The following is a 19,214-nucleotide window of genomic DNA, read 5'->3' on the forward strand; positions in this document are numbered from 1 at the left end:
TCCTGTCGGCGGTGCCCACTAGCCTGGGGACCATGACCAGCCCCGCGGAGCGGTACGCGGCGTCCCGGCGCCGGGCCGCTGCGGCGGCGCAGCACCCTGCGCTGACCGCGTTCATGGACGGCCTGAGCTTCGACCTCGACGACTTCCAGCGCGCCGCCTGCGAGTCCCTCGAGCGCGGCTCCGGCGTGCTCGTCTGCGCGCCGACCGGGGCGGGCAAGACGGTCGTCGGCGAGTTCGCGGTGCACCTGGCGCTGACCGGCGCGCCCGGCCGCAAGTGCTTCTACACCACGCCGATCAAGGCGCTGTCCAACCAGAAGTACCACGACCTGGTCGAGCGGCACGGCGCGGCGAACGTCGGCCTGCTCACCGGCGACAACGCGATCAACGGCGACGCGCCCGTGGTGGTCATGACCACCGAGGTGCTGCGCAACATGCTCTACGCGGGCTCCGACACGCTGCGCGGCCTCGCGTACGTGGTGATGGACGAGGTGCACTACCTGGCCGACCGGTTCCGCGGCGCGGTCTGGGAGGAGGTGATCATCCACCTGCCGGCGTCGGTCACCCTGGTCTCGCTGTCGGCCACCGTCAGCAACTACGAGGAGTTCGCCGACTGGCTGGTCACCGTCCGCGGCCAGACGGAGGTGGTGGTCAGCGAGGACCGGCCCGTGCCGCTGTGGCAGCACATGCTCGTCGGCCGGCGCATGTTCGACCTGTTCCACGACGCCGACGCCGCCCGCAAGCACGACGTGCACCCCGAGCTGCTGCGCTACTCGCGGGAGATGCTGCGCCGGCTGGAGATGACCACCGGCGCCGACCGCGGCCGCCCGGGCGCCCGGCCGCGCCGCTGGCAGCCGCCGCTGCGCGCCGACGTCGTCGAACGCCTCGACCGGGCGTCGCTGCTGCCCGCCATCCTGTTCATCTTCAGCCGGGCCGGCTGCGACGCCGCCGTGCAGCAGTGCCTGGCCGCCGGGCTGCGCCTCACCGACCCCGACGAGCGGGCCGCGATTCGCGCCATCGCCACCGAGAAGGTCGCGGCGATCCCGCCGGAGGACCTCACCGTGCTGGGCTACTGGGAGTGGCTCGACGGCCTCGAGCGCGGCGTCGCCGCCCACCACGCCGGCATGCTGCCCGCCTTCAAGGAGGCGGTCGAGGAGTGCTTCGTCCGCGGCCTGGTCAAGGCGGTGTTCGCCACCGAGACCCTGGCGCTGGGCATCAACATGCCGGCCCGCTGCGTGGTGCTGGAGCGGCTGGTCAAGTTCAACGGCGAGGCGCACGTCGACCTGACCCCGGGGGAGTACACCCAGCTCACCGGCCGGGCCGGGCGGCGCGGCATCGACGTCGAGGGCCACGCCGTCGTGGTGTGGAGCCCCGAGGTCGACCCGCGGCACGTCGCCGGGCTGGCGTCCACCCGCACCTACCCGCTGCGGTCCAGCTTCCGGCCGTCGTACAACATGGCGGTCAACCTGGTCGCCACCGTCGGCGCCGAGCGGGCCCGCACGCTGCTGGAGTCGTCGTTCGCGCAGTTCCAGGCCGACCGCTCCGTCGTCGGCCTGGCCCGCCAGGTGCAGCGCAACGTGGACACCATGGCCTCCTACGAGGCCGAGGCGGAGTGCCACCACGGCGACTTCGCCGAGTACTTCGCCATCCGGGTCGCCATCGCCGACCGCGAGCGCGACATCGCCCGGCAGGGCCGCCACCAGCAGCGCGCCGCGTCCGTGGCGTCGCTGGAGCGGCTGCGCGTCGGCGACGTCATCCGCGTCGCCCAGGGCCGCCGGGCCGGGCTGGCCGTCGTGCTCGACCCGGGTGTCGGCGGCTTCGGCGAGCCGCGGCCCATGGTGCTCACCCAGGACCGGTGGGCCGGCCGGGTCAGCACCGCCGACTTCGCCGGTCCCGTCGACGTGCTCGACCGGGTGCGGGTGCCCAAGCACTTCAACCCGCGCTCGCCGGGCGCCCGCCGCGACCTGGCCGCCACGGTCGCCGCCACCGGCCACGACCGGCACCCCGGCCGCGCCGACCGGGCCGCCCGCGGCTCCGGCAAGGGCCGCGACCGCGGCGAGGACGCCGAGATCGCCCTGCTGAAGATCCAGATGCGGCAGCACCCCTGCCACGCCTGCCCCGACCGCGAGGCGCACGCCCGCTGGGCCGAACGCCGGCACCGCCTGGAACGCGACACCGAGGCCCTGCGCGACAAGGTGTCCGGCCGCACCGGCTCGCTGGCCCGCACGTTCGACCAGGTCTGCGCCGTGCTCGCCGGCCGCGGCTACCTGTCCGCCGACGGCGAGGTCACCGACGCCGGGCGGATGCTCGCCCGCATCTGGGCCGAGACCGACCTGCTCGTCGCCGAGTGCCTGCGCCGCGGCGTGTGGGACGGCCTCAGCCCCGAGGAGCTGGCCGCCGCCGTGTCCGTCGTGCTGTACGAGTCGCGCCGCGACGGCGAGGAACGCGCCAGCATCCCGCGCGGGCCCGTCGCCGACGCCATCGACGCCACCGGCAAGCTGTGGGCCGGCATCCAGGCCGAGGAGCAGGACCACGAGCTGTCGCTGACCCGCGAGCCCGACCTCGGCTTCGTGTGGCCCATGTACCGGTGGGCGCGCGGCGAGCCGCTGGCCCGCGTGCTGGCCAGCGGCACCCAGCTCGACCAGGACATGCCCGCCGGCGACTTCGTGCGCTGGGCCCGCCAGGTGCTCGACCTGCTCGGCCAGCTCACCGACGCCGCGGGCGCGTCCGAGTCGCTGCGCGCCACCGCCCGGCAGGCGATGAGCGTGGTGAAGCGGGGCGTGCTGGCGTACCAGACGGGCCTGTAGGTGGCGCTGTTCGTGCACTGCGCGCCGGAACCGCTGGCGCGCCGCATCCGCCGGGCCGGGCTCACCACCGCGCGCACGCACTGCTTCCCGGTGCTGCCCGTGTACCCCGTCACCCACCAGTGGGCCCGCGAGCTGCGCCGCCGCGGCCACCGCACCACCGTCGCGGTCACCTTCACCGTCCCCGACACCGAACCCGTCGAGGTCGGCCACTACCACGGCCCGAAGCAGACCCTGCCCGCGTCGGCCGCCGCCGGGCTCGTCCGCGGCCTCGACGACCCCCTCGGGTACGAGGTGGTGCTGCACCGCCCCGTCCCGCCCGGCGACCTGCGCCGCGTCCGCCGGGTCCCCGGCACCGTCGGCTGGCGGTACCGCCCCGGCGAGCACGGGCGGCGGCCCTGCGCCTGCCCCGCCTGCCTGCCGCGCGGCGGCTACGGCGCCGAGCGGCTGCGCGCCCGGCTCGGCGAGTCCCGGCGCGGCGCCCGCCGCCCGTACCCGGTGCTGCTGGCCGAACTGCGCGCCGGCGACCCGGACCGGGTCACCGACGCCCTCGCCGAACTTGGCAACTGGAGCTACGGGCGGCTGCGCGGCCGCGGCCGCCTCGCCGACGTGGCCCCGCTCGCCGCCCATCCCGACCCGGAGGTGCGCCGCGTCCTCGCCGACGTCGCCCCCGCCTGGCGCGACCCGCTCACCGTCGCGCTGCTCACTGCCCTGGCCGCCGACCCCGACCCCGACGTGCGCGAGGCCGCCGAGGAGTCCCTCGCCGACCTCGGCTAGGCGTGCCCCGCCAGGGCGTCGACCAGGCGCCGGCACGGGCTCGCGATGTTCCACCGCTGCGCCAGCTCCATCAGGCGGTCGCCGTCCACCGGCGCCGACGGCAGCTCCGGGTCGAAGTCCGGCAGCGGCACGTCCCGCGCCACCCGGCACACCGGCACCGCCGCCACCAGGTAGTCCGTGGCGGCGGCCAGCTTCGCCCGCAGCCCCGGCGCGAACCCCGCCGCCGGGTCGTCCAGCGCCGCCAGGATCTCCTCCGCGCCGCCGTACCGGGTCACCAGCCGCGCCGCGGTCTTCTCACCCACCCCCGGCACCCCCGGCAGGCCGTCACTGGGGTCGCCGCGCAGCGCCGCGAAGTCCGCGTACCACTTCGCCGGCACCCCGTACTTGCTCTCCACCAGCGCGTTGTCGGCGTCCTCGAGCTTGGCGACGCCGCGGCCGCAGTACAGCAGGCGCACCCCGCGCTCGTCGTCGACCAGCTGGAACAGGTCCCGGTCGCCGGACACCACCTCGACCGGGGCGGGCTGCGTGGTGGCCAGCGTGCCCAGCACGTCGTCCGCCTCGTAGTTCTTGACCCCGAACGCGGCGATGCCCACCGCCTCCAGCACCTGCAGAATCACGTCGATCTGCGGCACCAGCGCCGACGGCACCTCCTCGCCGCCGTTGGGCGCCAGCCGGTGCCGCTTGTACGACGGCACCAGCTCCACCCGCCACGCCGGCCGCCAGTCCGCGTCGAGCGCGCACACCAGCCGCCCGGGCCGCCGGGTGCGGATCAGCGTGGACACCATGTCGAGGAACCCGCGCACGGCGTTGACGGGCTCACCCGCGTCGGTGCGGGCGGCGGACTCCGGGATGCCGTGGAAGGCGCGGAAGTACAGGCTGGGAGCATCGACGGCGAGCAGCGGGCGCGTGGTCACACCGAACACCCTGGCACATCCCCAGCCCGGGCCGAACCTGCCGCCCCGATCACTAGACTGGGCCGGGCGTGATCGGTGAAGGAGCGCGGTGACGGACACGAAGGCCGCGGACACCCCGGCGGCGGCGCCCGGCCCTCACCCGGCCACCGCCCCGCCGGCCCCGCCTGCCGCTCCGACCGCCCCGATCGGCCCGGCCGGCTCGGCCGCCGCGCCGGCTGATGCGGACCTTGACCCGACGGCCGCGCCGGCACCCACCCCGGCCGCTGTGCCGACCACCTCGCCGGGCACCCCGGTGGCTTCCCCGCCGGCCGCCCCGGTGGTTTCGTCGGCGACCGCGCCAGGGGCGCAGGGCGCCGCGGCCGCGGCCGCGCCCGCGAAGGCCGCCCATGGCGAGGCCGCGGACGATGGCGCGGCCGCCGCGGTTGGGGACGCCGCCGCAGGCGGGGATGGCGGCCAGGCTGCGGGCCCTGCCGAGGTCGTGGGCTCTGCACAGGTCGCGGGCCCTACCCGGACCGGGGACACTGCCCAGGTCGTGGGCCAGGTCGCGGGCCCTGCCCGGGTCGTGGGCCAGGCCGCGTGCCCTGCCGAGGCCGCAGGCCCTGACCAAGCCGCCGTGCCCGACCTCCCCGGCGGCGCCGTCGAAGACGATCCGACCTCGGCACCGCCGGCAGGCAGCATGGCCGAGCCCGCGGCCCCGGCCGCCCCGGCCCCCGAGCCCACGCCGCCCGCCGCCCCCGCCACCAAGGCGCCCGCTACGCGGGCAACCCCGGCGGCGACGCTGCGGCAATGGGGGCGGCGGGCCGCCCGGGCGACCGTGCACGCCGCGCCCGCTCTCGTCGGCTACGCCGCGCTGCGAGCCGTCGGGCTGGTGGCGTTGTGGTGGGCGGCCGATGCGCAGGGCCGGGACTTCTGGGGGATGCTCGCCCGGTGGGACGGCCGGTGGTACCGGCAGATCGTCGAGGCGGGGTATCACCAGGCGATCCCGGTCGGGGTCGACGGGGTGCTGCAGCCGACGAACCTGGCGTTCTTCCCGTTGTATCCGTGGCTGGTCGGCGCGGTCGACCCGGCGGTGCCGGGTGGGGTGGCGGTCGCGCAGATCGTGGTGTCGTGGGTGGCGTCGCTGGCGGCGGCGTGGGGGTTGTTCGCCGTCGGTGACGCGGTCGGCGGGCGGCGGGCCGGGGTGGCGCTGGCGCTGGTGTTCGCGGTGGTGCCGCACGCCGTGGTCGAGTCGATGGCGTACACGGAGACGGTGTTCACGGCGTTCGCGGCGTGGGCGTTGTGGGCGGTGCTGCGGCGGCACTGGGTGCTCGCCGGGGTGCTGTGCAGCCTGGGCGGGCTGACCCGGCCGACCGGTGGGGCGCTGGTGGTGGCCGTGGGGCTGGCGGCGCTGGTGGCGGTGTGCCGGCGGCCGCGGGACTGGCGGGCGTGGCTGGGCGGGGCGCTGGCGCCGCTGGGGTTCCTCGGCTTCGCCGGCTGGGTGGGGGTGCGGCTGGGCCGCTGGGACGGCTACCTGCACGTGCAGGGCGACGCCTGGGGGATGGCGTTCGACGGCGGGGCGTACACGCTGGCCCGGCTCGGTCAGGTGCTGACGCAGCCCGCGGACCTGCAGCTGGTGGTGGTGTCGATCGTGCTGCTGGCGGGGCTGGCCCTGCTGGCCCTGCTGCCGGGCCGGGCCATGCCGTGGCCGCTGGTGGTGTACGCGGCGGTGGTGCTGGTGCTGGCGGTGGGCGGCGACGGGTTCTACCACGCGAAGGCGCGGCTGCTGCTGCCCGCGTTCCCGCTGCTGCTGCCGGTCGCGCTGGGGCTGGCGAAGGCGCGCCTGCGCACGGTGGTGGTGACGCTGGGCGTGCTGGCGCTGTTCTCCGCCTGGTACGGGGTGTACCTGCTGACGATCTGGAACCGCAGCCCCTGACCGCTCAGGAGTGGCCGGTCACCGGGTGCGGCCGGTACGGCTCGGCGAGGGCGGCCAGTTCGTCGTCACTGAGCCGCAGGTCCACGGCGGCGACGGCGTCGTCGATGTGGCCGGTCTTGGACGCGCCGATGATCGGGGCGGTGACGGCGTCCTGGTGCAGCAGCCAGGCGAGCGCGACCTGGGCGGCGGGCACCCCGCGGTCGCCGGCGACCTTGCGCACGACCTCGGCGACGGCGAGGTCGTCGTCGCCGTACAGCTGCTTGGCGAAGTCGTCGGTGCGCGACCGGGTGGTGCCGGCGGCGCGCGACCCGGCGAGCAGGCCGCGGGCGAGCGGGCTCCATGGGATGACGCCGACGCCGGAGTCGAGGCAGTAGGGCAGCATCTCGCGTTCCTCCTCGCGGTAGGCGAGGTTGTAGTGCGGTTGCATGGACACGAACCGGGTCCAGCCGTGCCGCTCGGCGACGTGCTGGGCCTTGGCGAACTGCCACGTCCACATGCTGGAGGCGCCGATGTAGCGGGCCTTGCCGGCGCGCACGACGTCGTGCAGCGCCTCCATCGTCTCCTCGATCGGGGTCTCCGGGTCCCAGCGGTGGATCTGGTACAGGTCGACGTGGTCGGTGCCGAGGCGGCGCAGGGAGTCGTCGATGCCGCTGAGGATGTGCTTGCGGGACAGGCCGCGGTCGTTGGGGCCGCCGCCCATGGCGCCGTGCACCTTGGTGGCCAGCACGTAGTAGTCGCGCCGGCCGAACAGCTTGGCGAGCAGCCGGCCGGTGATCTTCTCGCTGGCGCCCTGCGAGTACACGTCGGCGGTGTCGAAGAAGGTGATGCCGCGTTCGACGGCCTGCCGGACGATCGGCTCGGCGGCCGCCTCGTCGAGGGCCCACGGCCGCCAGGCGGGGGAGCCGTAGGTCATCATGCCGAGGCAGATGCGGGACACCTTGAGGCCGGTCGCGCCGAGCCGGACGTACTCCATGACCGTCACACTAGTGGCGTGACCTTCCTGCCCGGCCTGGAGCTGTCCCGCCGACTGCACGACGAGGTGGTGGCGCCGGTGCTGGCGCGGCGCTTCCCGGGCCTGCGGTACGCGGCGGCCCGGGTGGACAGCGGCTCGGAGCTGCTGGGCTTCGACTCGCCGCGGTCGGCGGACCACGACTGGGGCGCGCGGCTGCAGGTCTTCGTGCCGCGCCGGGAGGCGGCGCCGGCGGTGGCCCGCGCCCTCGAGGCGGAGCTGCCGGACTCGGTGGCGGGCCACCCGGCCCGGTTCCGGGCGTTCGGTGCGCTGGGCGTCATGGACGCGGCCGGTGACCGGCACGGCCTGACGGTGCTGCCGCTGGCCGACTTCATGACCGCGCGGCTGGGCCGCGACCCGCGCGACGGGTGGACGGTGACGGACTGGCTGGCGACGCCGACGCAGCGGCTGGCGGAGCTGACCGGCGGCGCGGTGTACGCCGACACCGACGGCGGCCTGACGGCGGTGCGCCGGCGGCTGGCCTGGTACCCGGACGACGTGTGGCGTCACGTGCTGGCGTGCCAGTGGCACCGCGTCGACCAGGAGGAGCCGTTCCCGGGCCGGTGCCGCGAGGTGGGCGACGAGCTGGGGGCGCGGGTGGTGGAGGCGCGCCTGGCCCGGGACCTGATGCGGCTGTGCCTGCTGCTGGCGCGCCGCTGGCCGCCGTACTCGAAGTGGCTGGGCAGCGCGTTCGCGGCGCTGCCGTGCATCGGTCCGGTGCGCGACGCGCTGCTGGCCGGCGACGTCGGCACGGCGAGCGTGCTGGTGGCGGGGCGCAGCAACGCCTCGGGCCTGCACGCGCCGCTGGACGCGGCGCTGCGGCCGTTCCACGACCGGCCGTTCCCGGTGCTGGCGGCGGACCGGTTCGCCGAGGCGCTGCGGGCCGCGGTCACCGATCCCGAGGTGCGGGCGCTGCCGCTGGTGGGGGCGGTGGACCAGGTGGTCGACAACGTGGACGCCCTCGGCCACCCGGCGCGGACACGGGGCCTTTTCCCAAACGACCGTTAAGCTCATGGCATGACCGTCGAGCGCCTGCTTCCGACCGATGACGCGCGAGACCTGCTGGACCTGACGACCGAGCTCGCCGACCGCGAGCTCGCGCCGAAGGCCGCCGACTGTGAGGCACGCGGCGAGTTCCCGCGCGACGTGCTGCGCACCCTGGGCCGGGCCGGGCTGCTCGGCCTGCCCTACCCCGAGGAGTGCGGCGGCGCCGCCCAGCCGTACGAGGTGTACCTGCAGGTCATCGAGATCCTGGCGAGCCGATGGCTGGCGATCGCCGAGGCCGTCAGCGTGCACACCCTGTCCTGCTTCCCGGTCGCCGCGTACGGCTCGGAGCAGCAGCGCAAGCTCCTGCCCGACATGCTCGGCGGCGACCTGCTCGGCGCGTACTGCCTGTCCGAGCCGCAGGGCGGCTCCGACGCGGCTGCGCTGACCACCCGGGCCACCCGCGACGGCGACGACTACGTGGTGTCCGGCACCAAGGCGTGGATCACCCACGCCGGGCACGCCGACTTCTACAACGTCTTCTGCCGCACCGGCGGGCCCGGCCCGCGCGGCATCTCCTGCCTGCTCGCCGATGCCCGTACCCCCGGCCTGGAGCCGCAGGCCCCCGAGCGGCTGATGGGCCTGCGCTCCTCGGCCCCCGCGCAGGTCGCGTTCGACGACGCCCGCGTCCCGGCGGACCGGCTGGTCGGCGCCGAGGGCCAGGGCTTCGCCATCGCGATGGCCGCGCTCGACGGCGGCCGGCTCGGCATCGCCGCCTGCGCGGTCGGCCTGGCCCAGGCCGCCCTCGACTACGCCGTGGCCTACGCCCGCGAGCGCCGGCAGTTCGGCGCGCCGATCATCGACCACCAGGGCCTGGGGTTCCTGCTGGCCGACATGGCCACCCAGGTGTCGGCCGCCCGCGCGCTGTACCTGTCCGCGGCGCGGCTGCGCGACGCCGGCCGGCCGTACGCGACGCAGGCCGCGCAGGCCAAGCTGTTCGCCACGGACGCCGCCATGCGGGTCACCACCGACGCGGTGCAGGTCCTCGGCGGGTACGGCTACAGCGCCGACCACCCCGTCGAGCGCTACATGCGCGAGGCGAAGGTGCTGCAGATCGTCGAGGGCACCAACCAGATCCAGCGCCTGGTGATCAGCCGCGCGCTCGCCCGGGGCTGACGCTGGGTAAGGTTCGCGTCGTGGAAGAGATCGACCGCGCCATCGTGGTGGCGCTGACCGCGGACGGCCGGCTGTCGTACACCGACCTGGCCGAGCGGGTCGGGCTGAGCGTGTCCGCCGTGCACCAGCGGGTGCGCCGGCTGGAGCAGCGCGGGGTGATCAAGGGGTACGGGGCGCGCGTGTCGTACGACGCCCTCGAGCTGCCGATGACGGCGTTCGTGGCGATCCGCCCGTTCGACCCGTCGCAGCCCGACGACGCCCCGGACCGCCTGGCGCACCTGCCCGAGATCGACTCCTGCTACTCGGTGGCGGGGGAGGACTTCTACCTGCTGCTGGTACGGGTGGCCGGCCCGGCCGACCTGGAGCGGCTGCTGCAGGAGATCCGCACCGCCGCGAACGTCACCACGCGCACCACGGTGGTGCTGTCCACCCCGTACGAGAACCGCCCGCCGCGGCTGACGCGCCCGGACGGCGGCGCCGTCGACCGACGCTCCACACCAGTATCCTAGGACGGCCTAGGCGGTGTGGCCCGCGACGCCTACGATCAACGCCATGGAGAAGCAGCAGGAGAGGCCCGACTACCGGAAGCTGCCCCCGCGCATCCGCCCCGAGCAGATGGTCGAGTCGCAGCCGGGCGCCGACAAGCCGCCGATGGAACCGGCCGGCCGCTTCGACGTCGAGACCCGGCTGATGCTGCTGTACTCGTGACCCGGACGCCGCCGGCCCCGTGATCACCCGCGCCGACGTCGACGCCGCAGCCGCCCGCACCGCCGGGCGGCTGCGCCGTACCCCCGTGCTGGAGGCCGGCGACACCTGGCTGAAGCTGGAGTTCCTGCAGCACACCGGTACGTTCAAGGCCCGCGGCGCGATGAACCGGCTGCTGGGCGCCCGCGAGCGCGGCGAGCTCGACCCGGCCGTCGGCGTCGTGGTGGCCTCCGGCGGCAACGCCGGCCTGGCCAACGCGTGGGCCGCCGCCGAGCTCGGCGTCCCCGCCACCGTGTTCGTGCCGGCGGCGGCGCCACAGGTCAAGGTGGACCTGCTGCGCGCGTACGGCGCGACGGTGGTGCAGGGCGGCGCCGAGTACGCCGCGGCGCACGACGCGGCCGTCGCGCACGTGGCGCGCACCGGGGCGGTGTACTGCCACGCCTACGACCAGCCGGAGATCGCGGCCGGTGCGGGCACGGCCGGCCGGGAGCTGCTGGAGCAGACCGGCGGCGCGGTCGGCACGGTGCTGGTGGCGGTGGGTGGCGGCGGCCTGATGGCCGGGGTGGCCGCCGCCGTCGAGGGCGCCGCCGCGGTGGTGGCGGTGGAGCCGGCCGGCTGCCCGACGCTGCACGCCGCGCTGGCCGCGGGGGAGCCGGTGGATGTGCCGGTGTCCGGTGTGGCCGCCGACTCGCTGGGCGCCCGCCGGGCCGGGGCGGTCGCCTTCGCCGTGGCGGTCCGTACGGGGGTGCGCTCCGTGCTGGTGTCCGACGACGACCTGGTGGCGGCCCGGCGAGACCTGTGGCGGCGGTGGCGGATCGTGGTGGAGCACGGCGCGGCGGCGGCGTGGGCGGCGCTGCTGACCGGCGCGTACGTGCCGGCGGCGGGGGAGCGGGTGGCGGTGCTGCTGTGCGGCGCCAACACGGACCCGGCCGGCCTGGACCTCAGGCGCTGAGCCCGGTGACGGCCGGGGTGGCGTCCTGGCGGGGACCCGGCCTCACCCGGTGAACAGGTCCAGGAGATCGCCGATGCGCCGGTCGGCCTCGGCGGGGTGGCGGAAGCGCCCGGCCGGGTTGACGGTGTAGTGGTTGCGGCGTCCGACGCGTTCGCGGGTGAGGTATCCGGCGGCTTCGAGGTCGGCGACGATGGCCTGCGCGGCGCGTTCGGTAATGCCGATGGTGTCGGCGACGTCGCGGAGCCGGGCCTGCGGGTCGCGGGCGATGGCGAGCAGCACGTGGGCGTGGTTGGTCAGGAACGTCCAGCCCCGGGTCGGGGTCTGCGGCTGGTGCGCTGCGGCCGTCACCGTGTCCGGCCTCCCGTGCTGGCGCGACACATGAAGCACGGATCGTATATTTCGGCGCCGCCGGCCGCCAGCCGACCCGCCTCCAGCCCTTGACATATGAAGCACACTTCGTGAATACTTCATCGTAGTTCGAGGGGGAGTACCCGACGCTCCACGCACCGCCGTCAGTACGGGCCGGCCCATCCGGATCCCGGCGGTGCAGCCACCGGAAGGGTGGCCCGGGGAGACCTTCGTCCATCTGCCGGCCCGCCCTGTCGCGGCGGCCGGCCAGGACGGAAGGTCTCCCTGTCACCATGTCTGTGTCCTGGTGGGTCTGGGCCGCGCTCATGCTGGCCGTCGCGGCGATGCTCGCCGTCGACCTGTTCCTGCACCGCGACAACCACGTCATCGGCTTTCGTGAGGCGGCGCTCTGGTCGGGCGTCTGGATCGCCGCCGGCCTGCTGTTCGGCGTGATCCTGTGGGCGTGGCAGGGCGGCGACGTCGCCGGCACCTACTACGCCGGCTACCTGATCGAGAAGGCCCTGTCGATCGACAACGTGTTCGTCTTCGCGCTGATCTTCACCTACTTCGCGGTGCCGCCCGCGTTCCAGCACAAGGTGCTGTTCTGGGGTGTCATCGGGGCGCTGGTGTTCCGGCTGGTGTTCATCTTCGTCGGCGCGGAACTGCTCGAGACGTTCTTCTGGACGGCGTACCTGTTCGGCGCCTTCCTGATCTGGACCGGCTGGAAGATGGCGTTCCGCCACGGCGAGCAGACCCCGCCGGACCGCAACCCGGTCGTGCGCCTGGTGCGCCGGGTCATCCCGACCGACCCGGCGTACCACGGCGACCGGTTCTTCACCCGGATCGACGGCAAGCGCGTGGCGACCCTGCTGTTCGTGGTCCTGATCGCCGTCGAGGCCACCGACCTGATCTTCGCCGTGGACAGCGTCGCCGCGATCCTGGCGATCACCACCAGCACGTTCATCGTCTGGACCGCGAACGCGTTCGCCATCCTCGGCCTGCGCAGCCTGTACTTCTGCCTGGCCGGGCTGCTGCGCCGCTTCGTGCACCTGCACTACGGCCTCGCGGTGCTGCTCGCCTTCGCCGGCGTCAAGCTCATCCTGTCCGAGACGCCGGTCGGCAAGCTGCCCATCCCGGTCACCCTCGGCGTGATCGTCGTGACGATCGCCGTGTCGATCGTGTGGAGCCTGCGCAGCACCCGCGGCGCCACCCCGGACGGCGACACGCCCGGCGACTCCGCCCCCGCGGCGGACCCCGCCGCGAGCGCCGCGCGCTGACCTCCCGCACCCGCACCACGAACCGAAAGGACCGCGCCGGTCATGACCACCACCCGCCCGTACCTCTGCCACGTCGCCGGCCGCACCCCCGCCTCCGGGCCGGTGATCGCCGTGCTCACCGACGGACCCACCGACCTGGCGGTGGCCGCCCACGCCGCCGGCGTCGCCGCCCGCTCGGGCACCCTGCTCATCGCCGCGGCCGCCGTGCACACCACCGGGCCCAGCCTCAACGTGCTGCTGCACCACGCCCGCGAACGGCGCCTGCACGCCGACAGCGTCGCGATCGTCGGCCGCGTCGCCCCGGTCCTGCACCGGGCCGGCGTCGCCTGGATGCGCTCCTCCCTGCTGCTGCCCGCCGGCACCGACGCGCTGCGCGCCCTGCCGGTCGCCGCGGTGCGGCAGCTCGTCGACCGGTTCGGCGCCGTCGCCGTCGTCACCGCCCGGCCGCTGCGCGACCCGACCGGCGTCCTGCAGCCCGCCCCGCGCCTCCCGGACGACCCGGCGAGCGCGGCCGCCGGCCGCCCCGCCATCTCCTGAGACCGCCGTCCCGCCGACCCGTGAGGAACGATCATGCCCATGACCGCGACCGCGACAGCCCCGGCCGCCGCCCAGATCACCGCCCTGCAGCAGGTCCACGAGTACCCCGCCGTCAGCGTGCTGCTGAGCACCACCCCGGCCGCGCAGCTCGGCCACGCCGACGCCCTGCGCCTGGACGCCCTCGCCGGCCGGGCGATCGACCGGCTGCGCACCGAGCTGCAACCGGCCGCCGCGGCCCCCGCCGTGCGGCGCCTGCGGGTGCTGGTCGACCGGGCCCGCCGCGGCCCGGCCACCCAGGCGCTCGCCCTGTACGCCAGCGCGAGCACCGACGCCCTGATCCGGCTGCCGATCGCCGTGCGGGACCGCGCCGTCGTCGACCCGACGTTCGCCACCCGGGACCTCGTCCGCGCCCTGCACCGCACGCCCCGGCACCTGGTCCTCGCCCTGAACGCCGGCCACGCCCGGCTGTTCGACGCCGCCGGTGACACCCTGCTGCCGGCGCTGACCACCGCGTTCCCGCTCACCGCGGTCCGGGCCGGCACCCGCAGCCGGGGCCGCGCCGACCGGCCGGCCCGCACCACCGGCGGCGACGACACCGACTTCTACCGCCGCGTCGACGCCGCCCTCGGCACCTACCTGCGCCTGCACCCGGCTCCGCTGGTGCTGGTCGGCAGCGAGCACGCCACCGCGGCGTTCCGGCGGATCTCGACGAACTGCGCGCGGCTGGCCGGCACCGTCGACGGCAACCTGACGCACGCCGGCCGCCAGCTGCTCGTCACCCGCATCAGCACGGTCCTGGACGCCTATCTGCACCGCCGCCAGCAGGAGGCCCTCACGCTGATCGACCAGCGCGCCTCCGCGGGCCGGGTCGCGTCCGGCATGCCCGCCGCCTGGCTCGCCGCCCGCACCGCCCGGCCGGAGGTCCTCGCCGTCGACGAGTCGCTGTACTACCCGGCCCGGCTGTCCGACGACGGCGACACCCTGATCCCGGCCCACGACGTCGACCACCCCGACGTGATCGACGACGCGGTCGACGAGCTCATCGAACTGGTCCTCACCCGCGGCGGCTGGATCGCCTTCACGAATCCCGGCGCCCTCGACCACCACCACGGCGTCGCCCTGGCCACCCGGTACTGACGGCCCCGGCGAGCGCCTCAGGGGCGGGGGGAGTGGCGCCGCCGGCCCTTGTCGTCGCGGCGGTGGCCGGTGGCGGCCAGGCAGCGCGGGCAGACGTGTCCGATGTGGTCGGCCGGGGTCGGCCGGTCGCTGCGCCGGGTGTCGAACGGCACGTGGGGGAAGCCGCTGAGCCGGGCCCGGCTCAGCGGCAGCCGCGCGCCCCACACCTCCCATCCCAACATCCTAGGATGCCCTACGCGATGTGCGCCGCGCCGCAGGTCACGGGGGAGTTGTTTCAACAACGAGCCCTTCGGGCACCTTTTCATCGAAAGACGAAAACGCTTGTGAACGGTGACCAATCGGAGGTCGACGATGAGCTTCACCGACAAGGTCAAGAACAAGGCCGAAGAGCTGGTCGGCAAGGCCAAGCAGGGCGTCGGCGAGGCGACCGACAACGAGCGCCTCTACGCCGAGGGCCAGGCGGACGAGACGGCGGCGCACACCAAGCAGGCCGGCGAGCACGTCAAGGACGCCGGCAAGAGCATCGGCGACGCCTTCAAGTAGGCCCGCCGCGCACGACGCGACGGCCCCCGGGAGATGCTCCCGGGGGCCGTTTCGCGCGTGTGGTCAGTCCTGGGCGGACTGCTTGCTCCACCAGTCCTGGCCGGACTGCGGCAGCGTGTCGATCGGGTCGTAGTAGGCGTAGGTGCGGGTCAGCGCGGCCGGGTCGTCGGCCTCGATGGACGTGCGGTAGTTCTTCGTCCAGTACGAGATGCCGCGCTCGCGGTCGTACTCGGTGACCATGTGGACCCAGCGCTTGCCGACGAACGGCACGTCGCAGACGATGCGCGGCGTGGCGTACCCGGGCAGGTAGCCCATGATGTCGTGCTGGAGCGCCTGGGCGTGCCAGACGGGCACCCGCCAGTGCTCGGCGTTGGGGATCATGTCGCACATGTAGAAGTAGTAGGGCAGGATGCCGGCCTCGCCCTGCAGCGCGAAGCACAGGTCGAGCAGGTCGCCGGAGGTGGCGTTGACGCCGCGCATGAGCACGCCCTGGTTGCGCACGTCGCGGATGCCGACCTCCAGCGCGGTCTGGGCGGCCTTGGCGACCAGCGGGGTGATCGACTGGGCGTGGTTGGCGTGGGTGTGGATGGCGACGTTGACGCCGCGCTCGGCGGCGGCCTTGGCGACGCGGGCGAGGCCGTCGACGACGTCGGGCTGCAGCCAGTGCTGGGGCAGGCCGATGAGGGCCTTGGTGGCGAGCCGGATGTCGCGGACGGTGTCGATGCTGAGCAGGCCCATGAGGTACTGCTCGAGCTGGCGCCAGGGCACGTTGGCGACGTCGCCGCCGGAGACCACGACGTCGCGGACGCCGGGCTGCGAGCGCAGGTAGTCGAGGTGCTGGTGGAACCGGTCGGCGGGCTTGAGGGTGAGGCGCAGCTTGTCGACGGTGGGGGTGCTGTTGCCGACGAGGTCCATGCGGGTGCAGTGGCCGCAGTACTGGGGGCAGGTGGCGACGAGTTCGGCGAGGACCTTGGTGGGGTAGCGGTGGGTGAGGCCTTCGGCGACCCACATGTCGTGCTCGTGGAGGCTGTCGCGGCTGGCGTTGGGGTGTGACGGCCAGTCGAGGTTGCGGTCGGTGGCGACGGGGATCATGTAGCGGCGCACGGGGTCGGCGTAGAACGACGCGGTGTCGGGTGCGCGGTCCGGCACCATGGTGTTGATCATCTGCGGCGGCACCAGCATGGACATGGTGGCGAGGCGCTGCTGGTCGGTGGCGAGGTCGTCGTAGAAGGTGTCGTCGACGAGGTCGCCGAGGACGGCCTTGAGCTGCGCGATGTTCTTGACGCAGTGGCTGCGCTGCCACTGGGCGGATTCCCACTGTTCGGTGGTGACGTCGGCCCAGCCGGGGAAGCGGGTCCAGTCGGGCTCGGTCAGGTGGGTGCGCCGGTAGGCGTACGGCTGGCCGGTGGTGTCGTGGGGCACGACGGCCTCCCTTCCTCGGTGTCCGCTCACGCTACCGGAATATCCTCCTGTCAGCGAACCCGTCGAACGGAGGATTTGCGGTTTCAGGGCGAAGCAACGAAAGTTCTCGCTGTTCCGGTTGTTTCCTGTGAGGATTGGGTCATGACGGCTGCGCGTTCCGTGGGTCTGCACCGGGTGATCGAGCCGGCCGGGGTGCTGCCCCAGGCCGCCCTGCGCCTGGACCCGTCGCCGGCGATCGGCCCCGACGAGGTGCGGGTGCGGGTGCGGCGGCTGAACCTGGACGCGGCGAGCTTCCGCCAGCTGGCGCAGCGGCACGGCGGCGACGGCGCGGCGGTGCGCGCCGAGGTGCTGGGCATCGTGGCGGCGCGCGGCAAGATGCAGAACCCGGTGACCGGGTCGGGCGGCATGCTGATCGGCACGGTCGAGGAGGTGGGCCCGGAGTCGCCGCTGAAGGTGTTGCCGGGCGACCGGGTGGCGACGCTGGTCAGTCTGACGCTGACGCCGCTGGCGATCGCGGACGGGCTGCGCGACTGGGACGGCCGCTCCGAGCAGGTGCCGTGCGACGGCCACGCGATCCTGTTCGCCCGGTCGATCGTGGCGGTGCTGCCGGACGACCTGGACCCGGAGCTGGCCCTGGCGGTGTTCGACGTGTGCGGGGCGCCGGCGCTGACCGACCGGGTGGTGCGCGGCCAGGCGCCGGGGCCGGTGTCGGTGGCGGTGCTCGGCGGGGCCGGCAAGTCGGGGTCGCTGGCGCTGGCGGCGGCGCGCCGGGCGGGCGCCCGGACGGTCGGGGTGGTGCCGACGGAGGCGGAGCGCGACCGGCTGGCGGCGGCCGGGCTGGCCGACGCGGTGGCGCTGGCCGACGCCCGCGATCCGGTGGCGGTGGCGGCGGCGGTGACGGGCGCGCTGGGCGCTGCGGCGACGGTGACGGTGGTGTGCGTGGACGTGCCGGGCTGCGAGCACGGGGCGATCCTGGCGACCGCGGACGGCGGCACGGTGGTGTTCTTCTCGATGGCGACGAGTTTCGCGGCGGCGGCGCTGGGCGCGGAGGGCCTGGCGGCGGACGTGACGATGCTGGTGGGCAACGGGTACGTGCCGGGGCACGCGGCGTTCGCGCTGGATCTGCTGCGCGCGGAGCCCGCGGTGCGGCGGCTGTTCGAGGCCCGGCTGGGTTCCCGGCTGGGACACTGACGTCCATGACTGAATCAGTGCTGTGGCGCGGTGGCCGGTTCTTCTGCCCGTCGGATCCGGCGGCGACGGCGATGCTGGTGCGGGACGGGTCGATCGCCTGGCTGGGGGCGGCGGCTGACGCGCCGCGGCCGGACCGGGTGGTGGACCTGGACGGGGACCTGGTGACGCCGGCGTTCGTGGACGCGCACGTGCACCTGACGGACACCGGCCTGGCGGTGGACGGCCTGGACCTGTCGGCGGTGCGGTCGCCGGGTGAGCTGCTGGACGCGGTGGCGGCGTTCGCGGCGGGCCGGCCGGCGGGCGCGGTGGTGCACGGCCACGGCTGGGACGAGTCGACGTGGGCCGACCAGACCCCGCCGTCGGCGGCGGAGCTGGACCGGGCGGCGGGGGGCCGGCGGGTGTACCTGTCGCAGGCGTCGGTGCACTCGGCGCTGTGCTCCACGGCGATGCTGGCGGCGGCCCCGCAGATCAGCTCGGCGACGGGGTGGGTGCGGGAGGCGGAGCACCACGCGGTGCGGGCGGTGGCGTTGTCGTCGCTGACGGCGCAGCAGCGCACGGCGGCGCAGCGCACGGCGTTGCGGACGGCGGCGAGCCGCGGCATCGCGGCGGTGCACGAGTGCGCGGGCCCGGGCACGTCGTCGGAGACGGACTTCGCGTCGGTGCTGGCGCTGTCGGGCGGTGAGCTGCCGGGGGTGTACGGCTACTGGGGTGAGCTGGGCGGCGCCGCCAAGGCGAAGGAGCTGGGCGCGGTGGGCGCGGCGGGTGACCTGTACGCGGACGGGGCGCTGGGGTCGCGCACGGCGGCGCTGAGCCACGCCTACGCCGACGGCGACACGTGCGGGGAGGCGTTCCTGACATCGGAGCAGGTGTCGCGGCACCTGCTGGACTGCCTGGCGGCCGGGGTGCAGGGCGGCTTCCACGCGATCGGTGACGCGGCGATCGGCACGGTGCTGGACGGGTTCGCGGCGGCCGCGGCGGCGGTGGGGGTGGACCGGGTGCGCTCGGGCCGGCACCGGATCGAGCACGTGGAGCTCATCGACCGGGCGATGATCGCCCGGATGGTGGAGTTCGGGGTGCTTGCCAGCGTGCAGCCGGCGTTCGACCGGCTGTGGGGCGGGGCGGGCCGCATGTACGAGCAGCGGCTGGGGTTGCCGCGGTCGCTGGCGTCGAACCCGCTGGGGCAGCTGCACGGGGTGGGGGTGGCGCTGGCGTTCGGGTCGGACTCGCCGGTGACGCCGCTGGACCCGTGGGGGACGGTGGTGGCGGCGGTGCGGCACCGCAACGCGGCGTCGCGGATGAGCCCGCGGGCGGCGTTCGCGGCGCACACCCGCGGCGGGTGGCGGGCGGCGCTGCGCGACGGCGACGGGGTGCTGGCGGTGGGGGCGCCGGCCACGTTCGCGGTGTGGGAGACCCCGGCGGGTGTGCACAACGGGCTGCCGGTGGTGGTGGCGGCCGAGGACGCGCCGCCGCCGGAGCTGCCGCGGTGCCGCGCGACGGTGCTGCGCGGACGAACGATCTACGAGGGGTAG

General features: G+C 75.1%; 19 protein-coding genes. 14 read left to right on the top strand and 5 right to left on the bottom strand.

From position 1 onward, the window contains the following. Nucleotides 1-32 precede the first annotated feature (32 nt). Nucleotides 33-2,804, top strand: coding sequence for a DEAD/DEAH box helicase (locus tag Sya03_RS20185; RefSeq protein ID WP_203939902.1), 2,772 nt, complete (start codon nucleotides 33-35; stop codon nucleotides 2,802-2,804). After that, entirely contained in the window at nucleotides 2,805-3,578 is a 774-nt protein-coding gene (locus tag Sya03_RS20190) for a HEAT repeat domain-containing protein (RefSeq protein ID WP_203939903.1), read from the top strand. On the opposite strand, the gene Sya03_RS20195 is transcribed toward Sya03_RS20190, so the two are convergent. Beyond that, entirely contained in the window at nucleotides 3,575-4,501 is a 927-nt protein-coding gene (locus Sya03_RS20195; RefSeq protein WP_203939904.1) for a 5'-3' exonuclease, read from the bottom strand. The two genes, Sya03_RS20190 and Sya03_RS20195, sit on opposite strands and share 4 nt — an antisense overlap. 667 nt (nucleotides 4,502-5,168) lie before the next feature. Between Sya03_RS20195 and Sya03_RS20200 the strand changes: the two genes are divergently transcribed. Beyond that, nucleotides 5,169-6,404 (top strand): putative hexosyltransferase, encoded by a 1,236-nt coding sequence (locus Sya03_RS20200; protein WP_203939905.1) that lies wholly within the window; start codon nucleotides 5,169-5,171, stop codon nucleotides 6,402-6,404. A gap of 4 nt (nucleotides 6,405-6,408) precedes the next feature. Here Sya03_RS20200 and Sya03_RS20205 read toward each other — a convergent pair whose 3' ends face one another. Then, the gene (locus tag Sya03_RS20205) at nucleotides 6,409-7,377 is read right to left on the bottom strand and encodes an aldo/keto reductase (RefSeq protein WP_203939906.1); all 969 of its coding nucleotides are present in this window, start codon (nucleotides 7,375-7,377) and stop codon (nucleotides 6,409-6,411) included. A gap of 18 nt (nucleotides 7,378-7,395) precedes the next feature. Between Sya03_RS20205 and Sya03_RS20210 the strand changes: the two genes are divergently transcribed. From Sya03_RS20210 to Sya03_RS20230, 5 genes are read left to right on the top strand one after another with little or no spacing between them, the layout of a single operon-like run. Beyond that, nucleotides 7,396-8,421, top strand: a complete 1,026-nt coding sequence (locus Sya03_RS20210) for a DUF4037 domain-containing protein (protein ID WP_203939907.1) — start codon at nucleotides 7,396-7,398, stop codon at nucleotides 8,419-8,421. A 9-nt stretch (nucleotides 8,422-8,430) separates the two neighbouring features. Further along, the gene (locus tag Sya03_RS20215) at nucleotides 8,431-9,573 is read left to right on the top strand and encodes an acyl-CoA dehydrogenase family protein (RefSeq protein ID WP_203939908.1); all 1,143 of its coding nucleotides are present in this window, start codon (nucleotides 8,431-8,433) and stop codon (nucleotides 9,571-9,573) included. A gap of 20 nt (nucleotides 9,574-9,593) precedes the next feature. Further along, nucleotides 9,594-10,082 (top strand): Lrp/AsnC family transcriptional regulator, encoded by a 489-nt coding sequence (locus Sya03_RS20220; RefSeq protein WP_203939909.1) that lies wholly within the window; start codon nucleotides 9,594-9,596, stop codon nucleotides 10,080-10,082. A 43-nt stretch (nucleotides 10,083-10,125) separates the two neighbouring features. Beyond that, nucleotides 10,126-10,281: a hypothetical protein gene (locus Sya03_RS20225; RefSeq protein WP_203939910.1), complete on the top strand. Its 156-nt coding sequence runs from the start codon at nucleotides 10,126-10,128 to the stop codon at nucleotides 10,279-10,281. Nucleotides 10,282-10,300: 19 nt separating this feature from the next. After that, nucleotides 10,301-11,230 (top strand): serine/threonine dehydratase, encoded by a 930-nt coding sequence (locus tag Sya03_RS20230; protein WP_203939911.1) that lies wholly within the window; start codon nucleotides 10,301-10,303, stop codon nucleotides 11,228-11,230. Between the two features lie 42 nt (nucleotides 11,231-11,272). On the opposite strand, the gene Sya03_RS20235 is transcribed toward Sya03_RS20230, so the two are convergent. After that, entirely contained in the window at nucleotides 11,273-11,578 is a 306-nt protein-coding gene (locus Sya03_RS20235) for a helix-turn-helix transcriptional regulator (RefSeq protein ID WP_239107709.1), read from the bottom strand. 293 nt (nucleotides 11,579-11,871) lie between these two features. Between Sya03_RS20235 and Sya03_RS20240 the strand changes: the two genes are divergently transcribed. Genes Sya03_RS20240 through Sya03_RS20250 form a run of 3 tightly spaced genes read left to right on the top strand, consistent with a single transcriptional unit; the run spans nucleotide 11,872 to nucleotide 14,529 of the window. After that, nucleotides 11,872-12,855, top strand: a complete 984-nt coding sequence (locus tag Sya03_RS20240) for a TerC family protein (protein ID WP_239107710.1) — start codon at nucleotides 11,872-11,874, stop codon at nucleotides 12,853-12,855. Nucleotides 12,856-12,897: 42 nt separating this feature from the next. Next, a complete protein-coding gene (locus Sya03_RS20245) occupies nucleotides 12,898-13,392 on the top strand; it encodes a hypothetical protein (protein ID WP_203939913.1) in 495 nt (164 codons plus the stop codon). Nucleotides 13,393-13,431: 39 nt separating this feature from the next. Continuing rightward, nucleotides 13,432-14,529 (top strand): baeRF3 domain-containing protein, encoded by a 1,098-nt coding sequence (locus tag Sya03_RS20250; RefSeq protein ID WP_203939914.1) that lies wholly within the window; start codon nucleotides 13,432-13,434, stop codon nucleotides 14,527-14,529. Between the two features lie 17 nt (nucleotides 14,530-14,546). Here Sya03_RS20250 and Sya03_RS20255 read toward each other — a convergent pair whose 3' ends face one another. After that, nucleotides 14,547-14,750, bottom strand: coding sequence for a hypothetical protein (locus Sya03_RS20255; RefSeq protein ID WP_203939915.1), 204 nt, complete (start codon nucleotides 14,748-14,750; stop codon nucleotides 14,547-14,549). Nucleotides 14,751-14,880: 130 nt separating this feature from the next. Here Sya03_RS20255 and Sya03_RS20260 point away from each other — a divergent pair, with 130 nt between their 5' ends. Further along, nucleotides 14,881-15,072, top strand: a complete 192-nt coding sequence (locus Sya03_RS20260) for a CsbD family protein (RefSeq protein ID WP_203939916.1) — start codon at nucleotides 14,881-14,883, stop codon at nucleotides 15,070-15,072. A 63-nt stretch (nucleotides 15,073-15,135) separates the two neighbouring features. On the opposite strand, the gene Sya03_RS20265 is transcribed toward Sya03_RS20260, so the two are convergent. Further along, nucleotides 15,136-16,494 (bottom strand): KamA family radical SAM protein, encoded by a 1,359-nt coding sequence (locus Sya03_RS20265; RefSeq protein ID WP_370872038.1) that lies wholly within the window; start codon nucleotides 16,492-16,494, stop codon nucleotides 15,136-15,138. 141 nt (nucleotides 16,495-16,635) lie between these two features. Between Sya03_RS20265 and kdd the strand changes: the two genes are divergently transcribed. Together kdd and Sya03_RS20275 are read left to right on the top strand one after the other, a co-directional pair. Continuing rightward, a complete protein-coding gene (gene kdd / locus Sya03_RS20270) occupies nucleotides 16,636-17,685 on the top strand; it encodes an L-erythro-3,5-diaminohexanoate dehydrogenase (RefSeq protein WP_203939918.1) in 1,050 nt (349 codons plus the stop codon). Nucleotides 17,686-17,690: 5 nt separating this feature from the next. Next, nucleotides 17,691-19,214: an amidohydrolase gene (locus Sya03_RS20275; protein ID WP_203939919.1), complete on the top strand. Its 1,524-nt coding sequence runs from the start codon at nucleotides 17,691-17,693 to the stop codon at nucleotides 19,212-19,214.

The organism is Spirilliplanes yamanashiensis (assembly GCF_016863475.1).
Classification (GTDB): Bacteria; Actinomycetota; Actinomycetes; order Mycobacteriales; family Micromonosporaceae; genus Spirilliplanes; species Spirilliplanes yamanashiensis.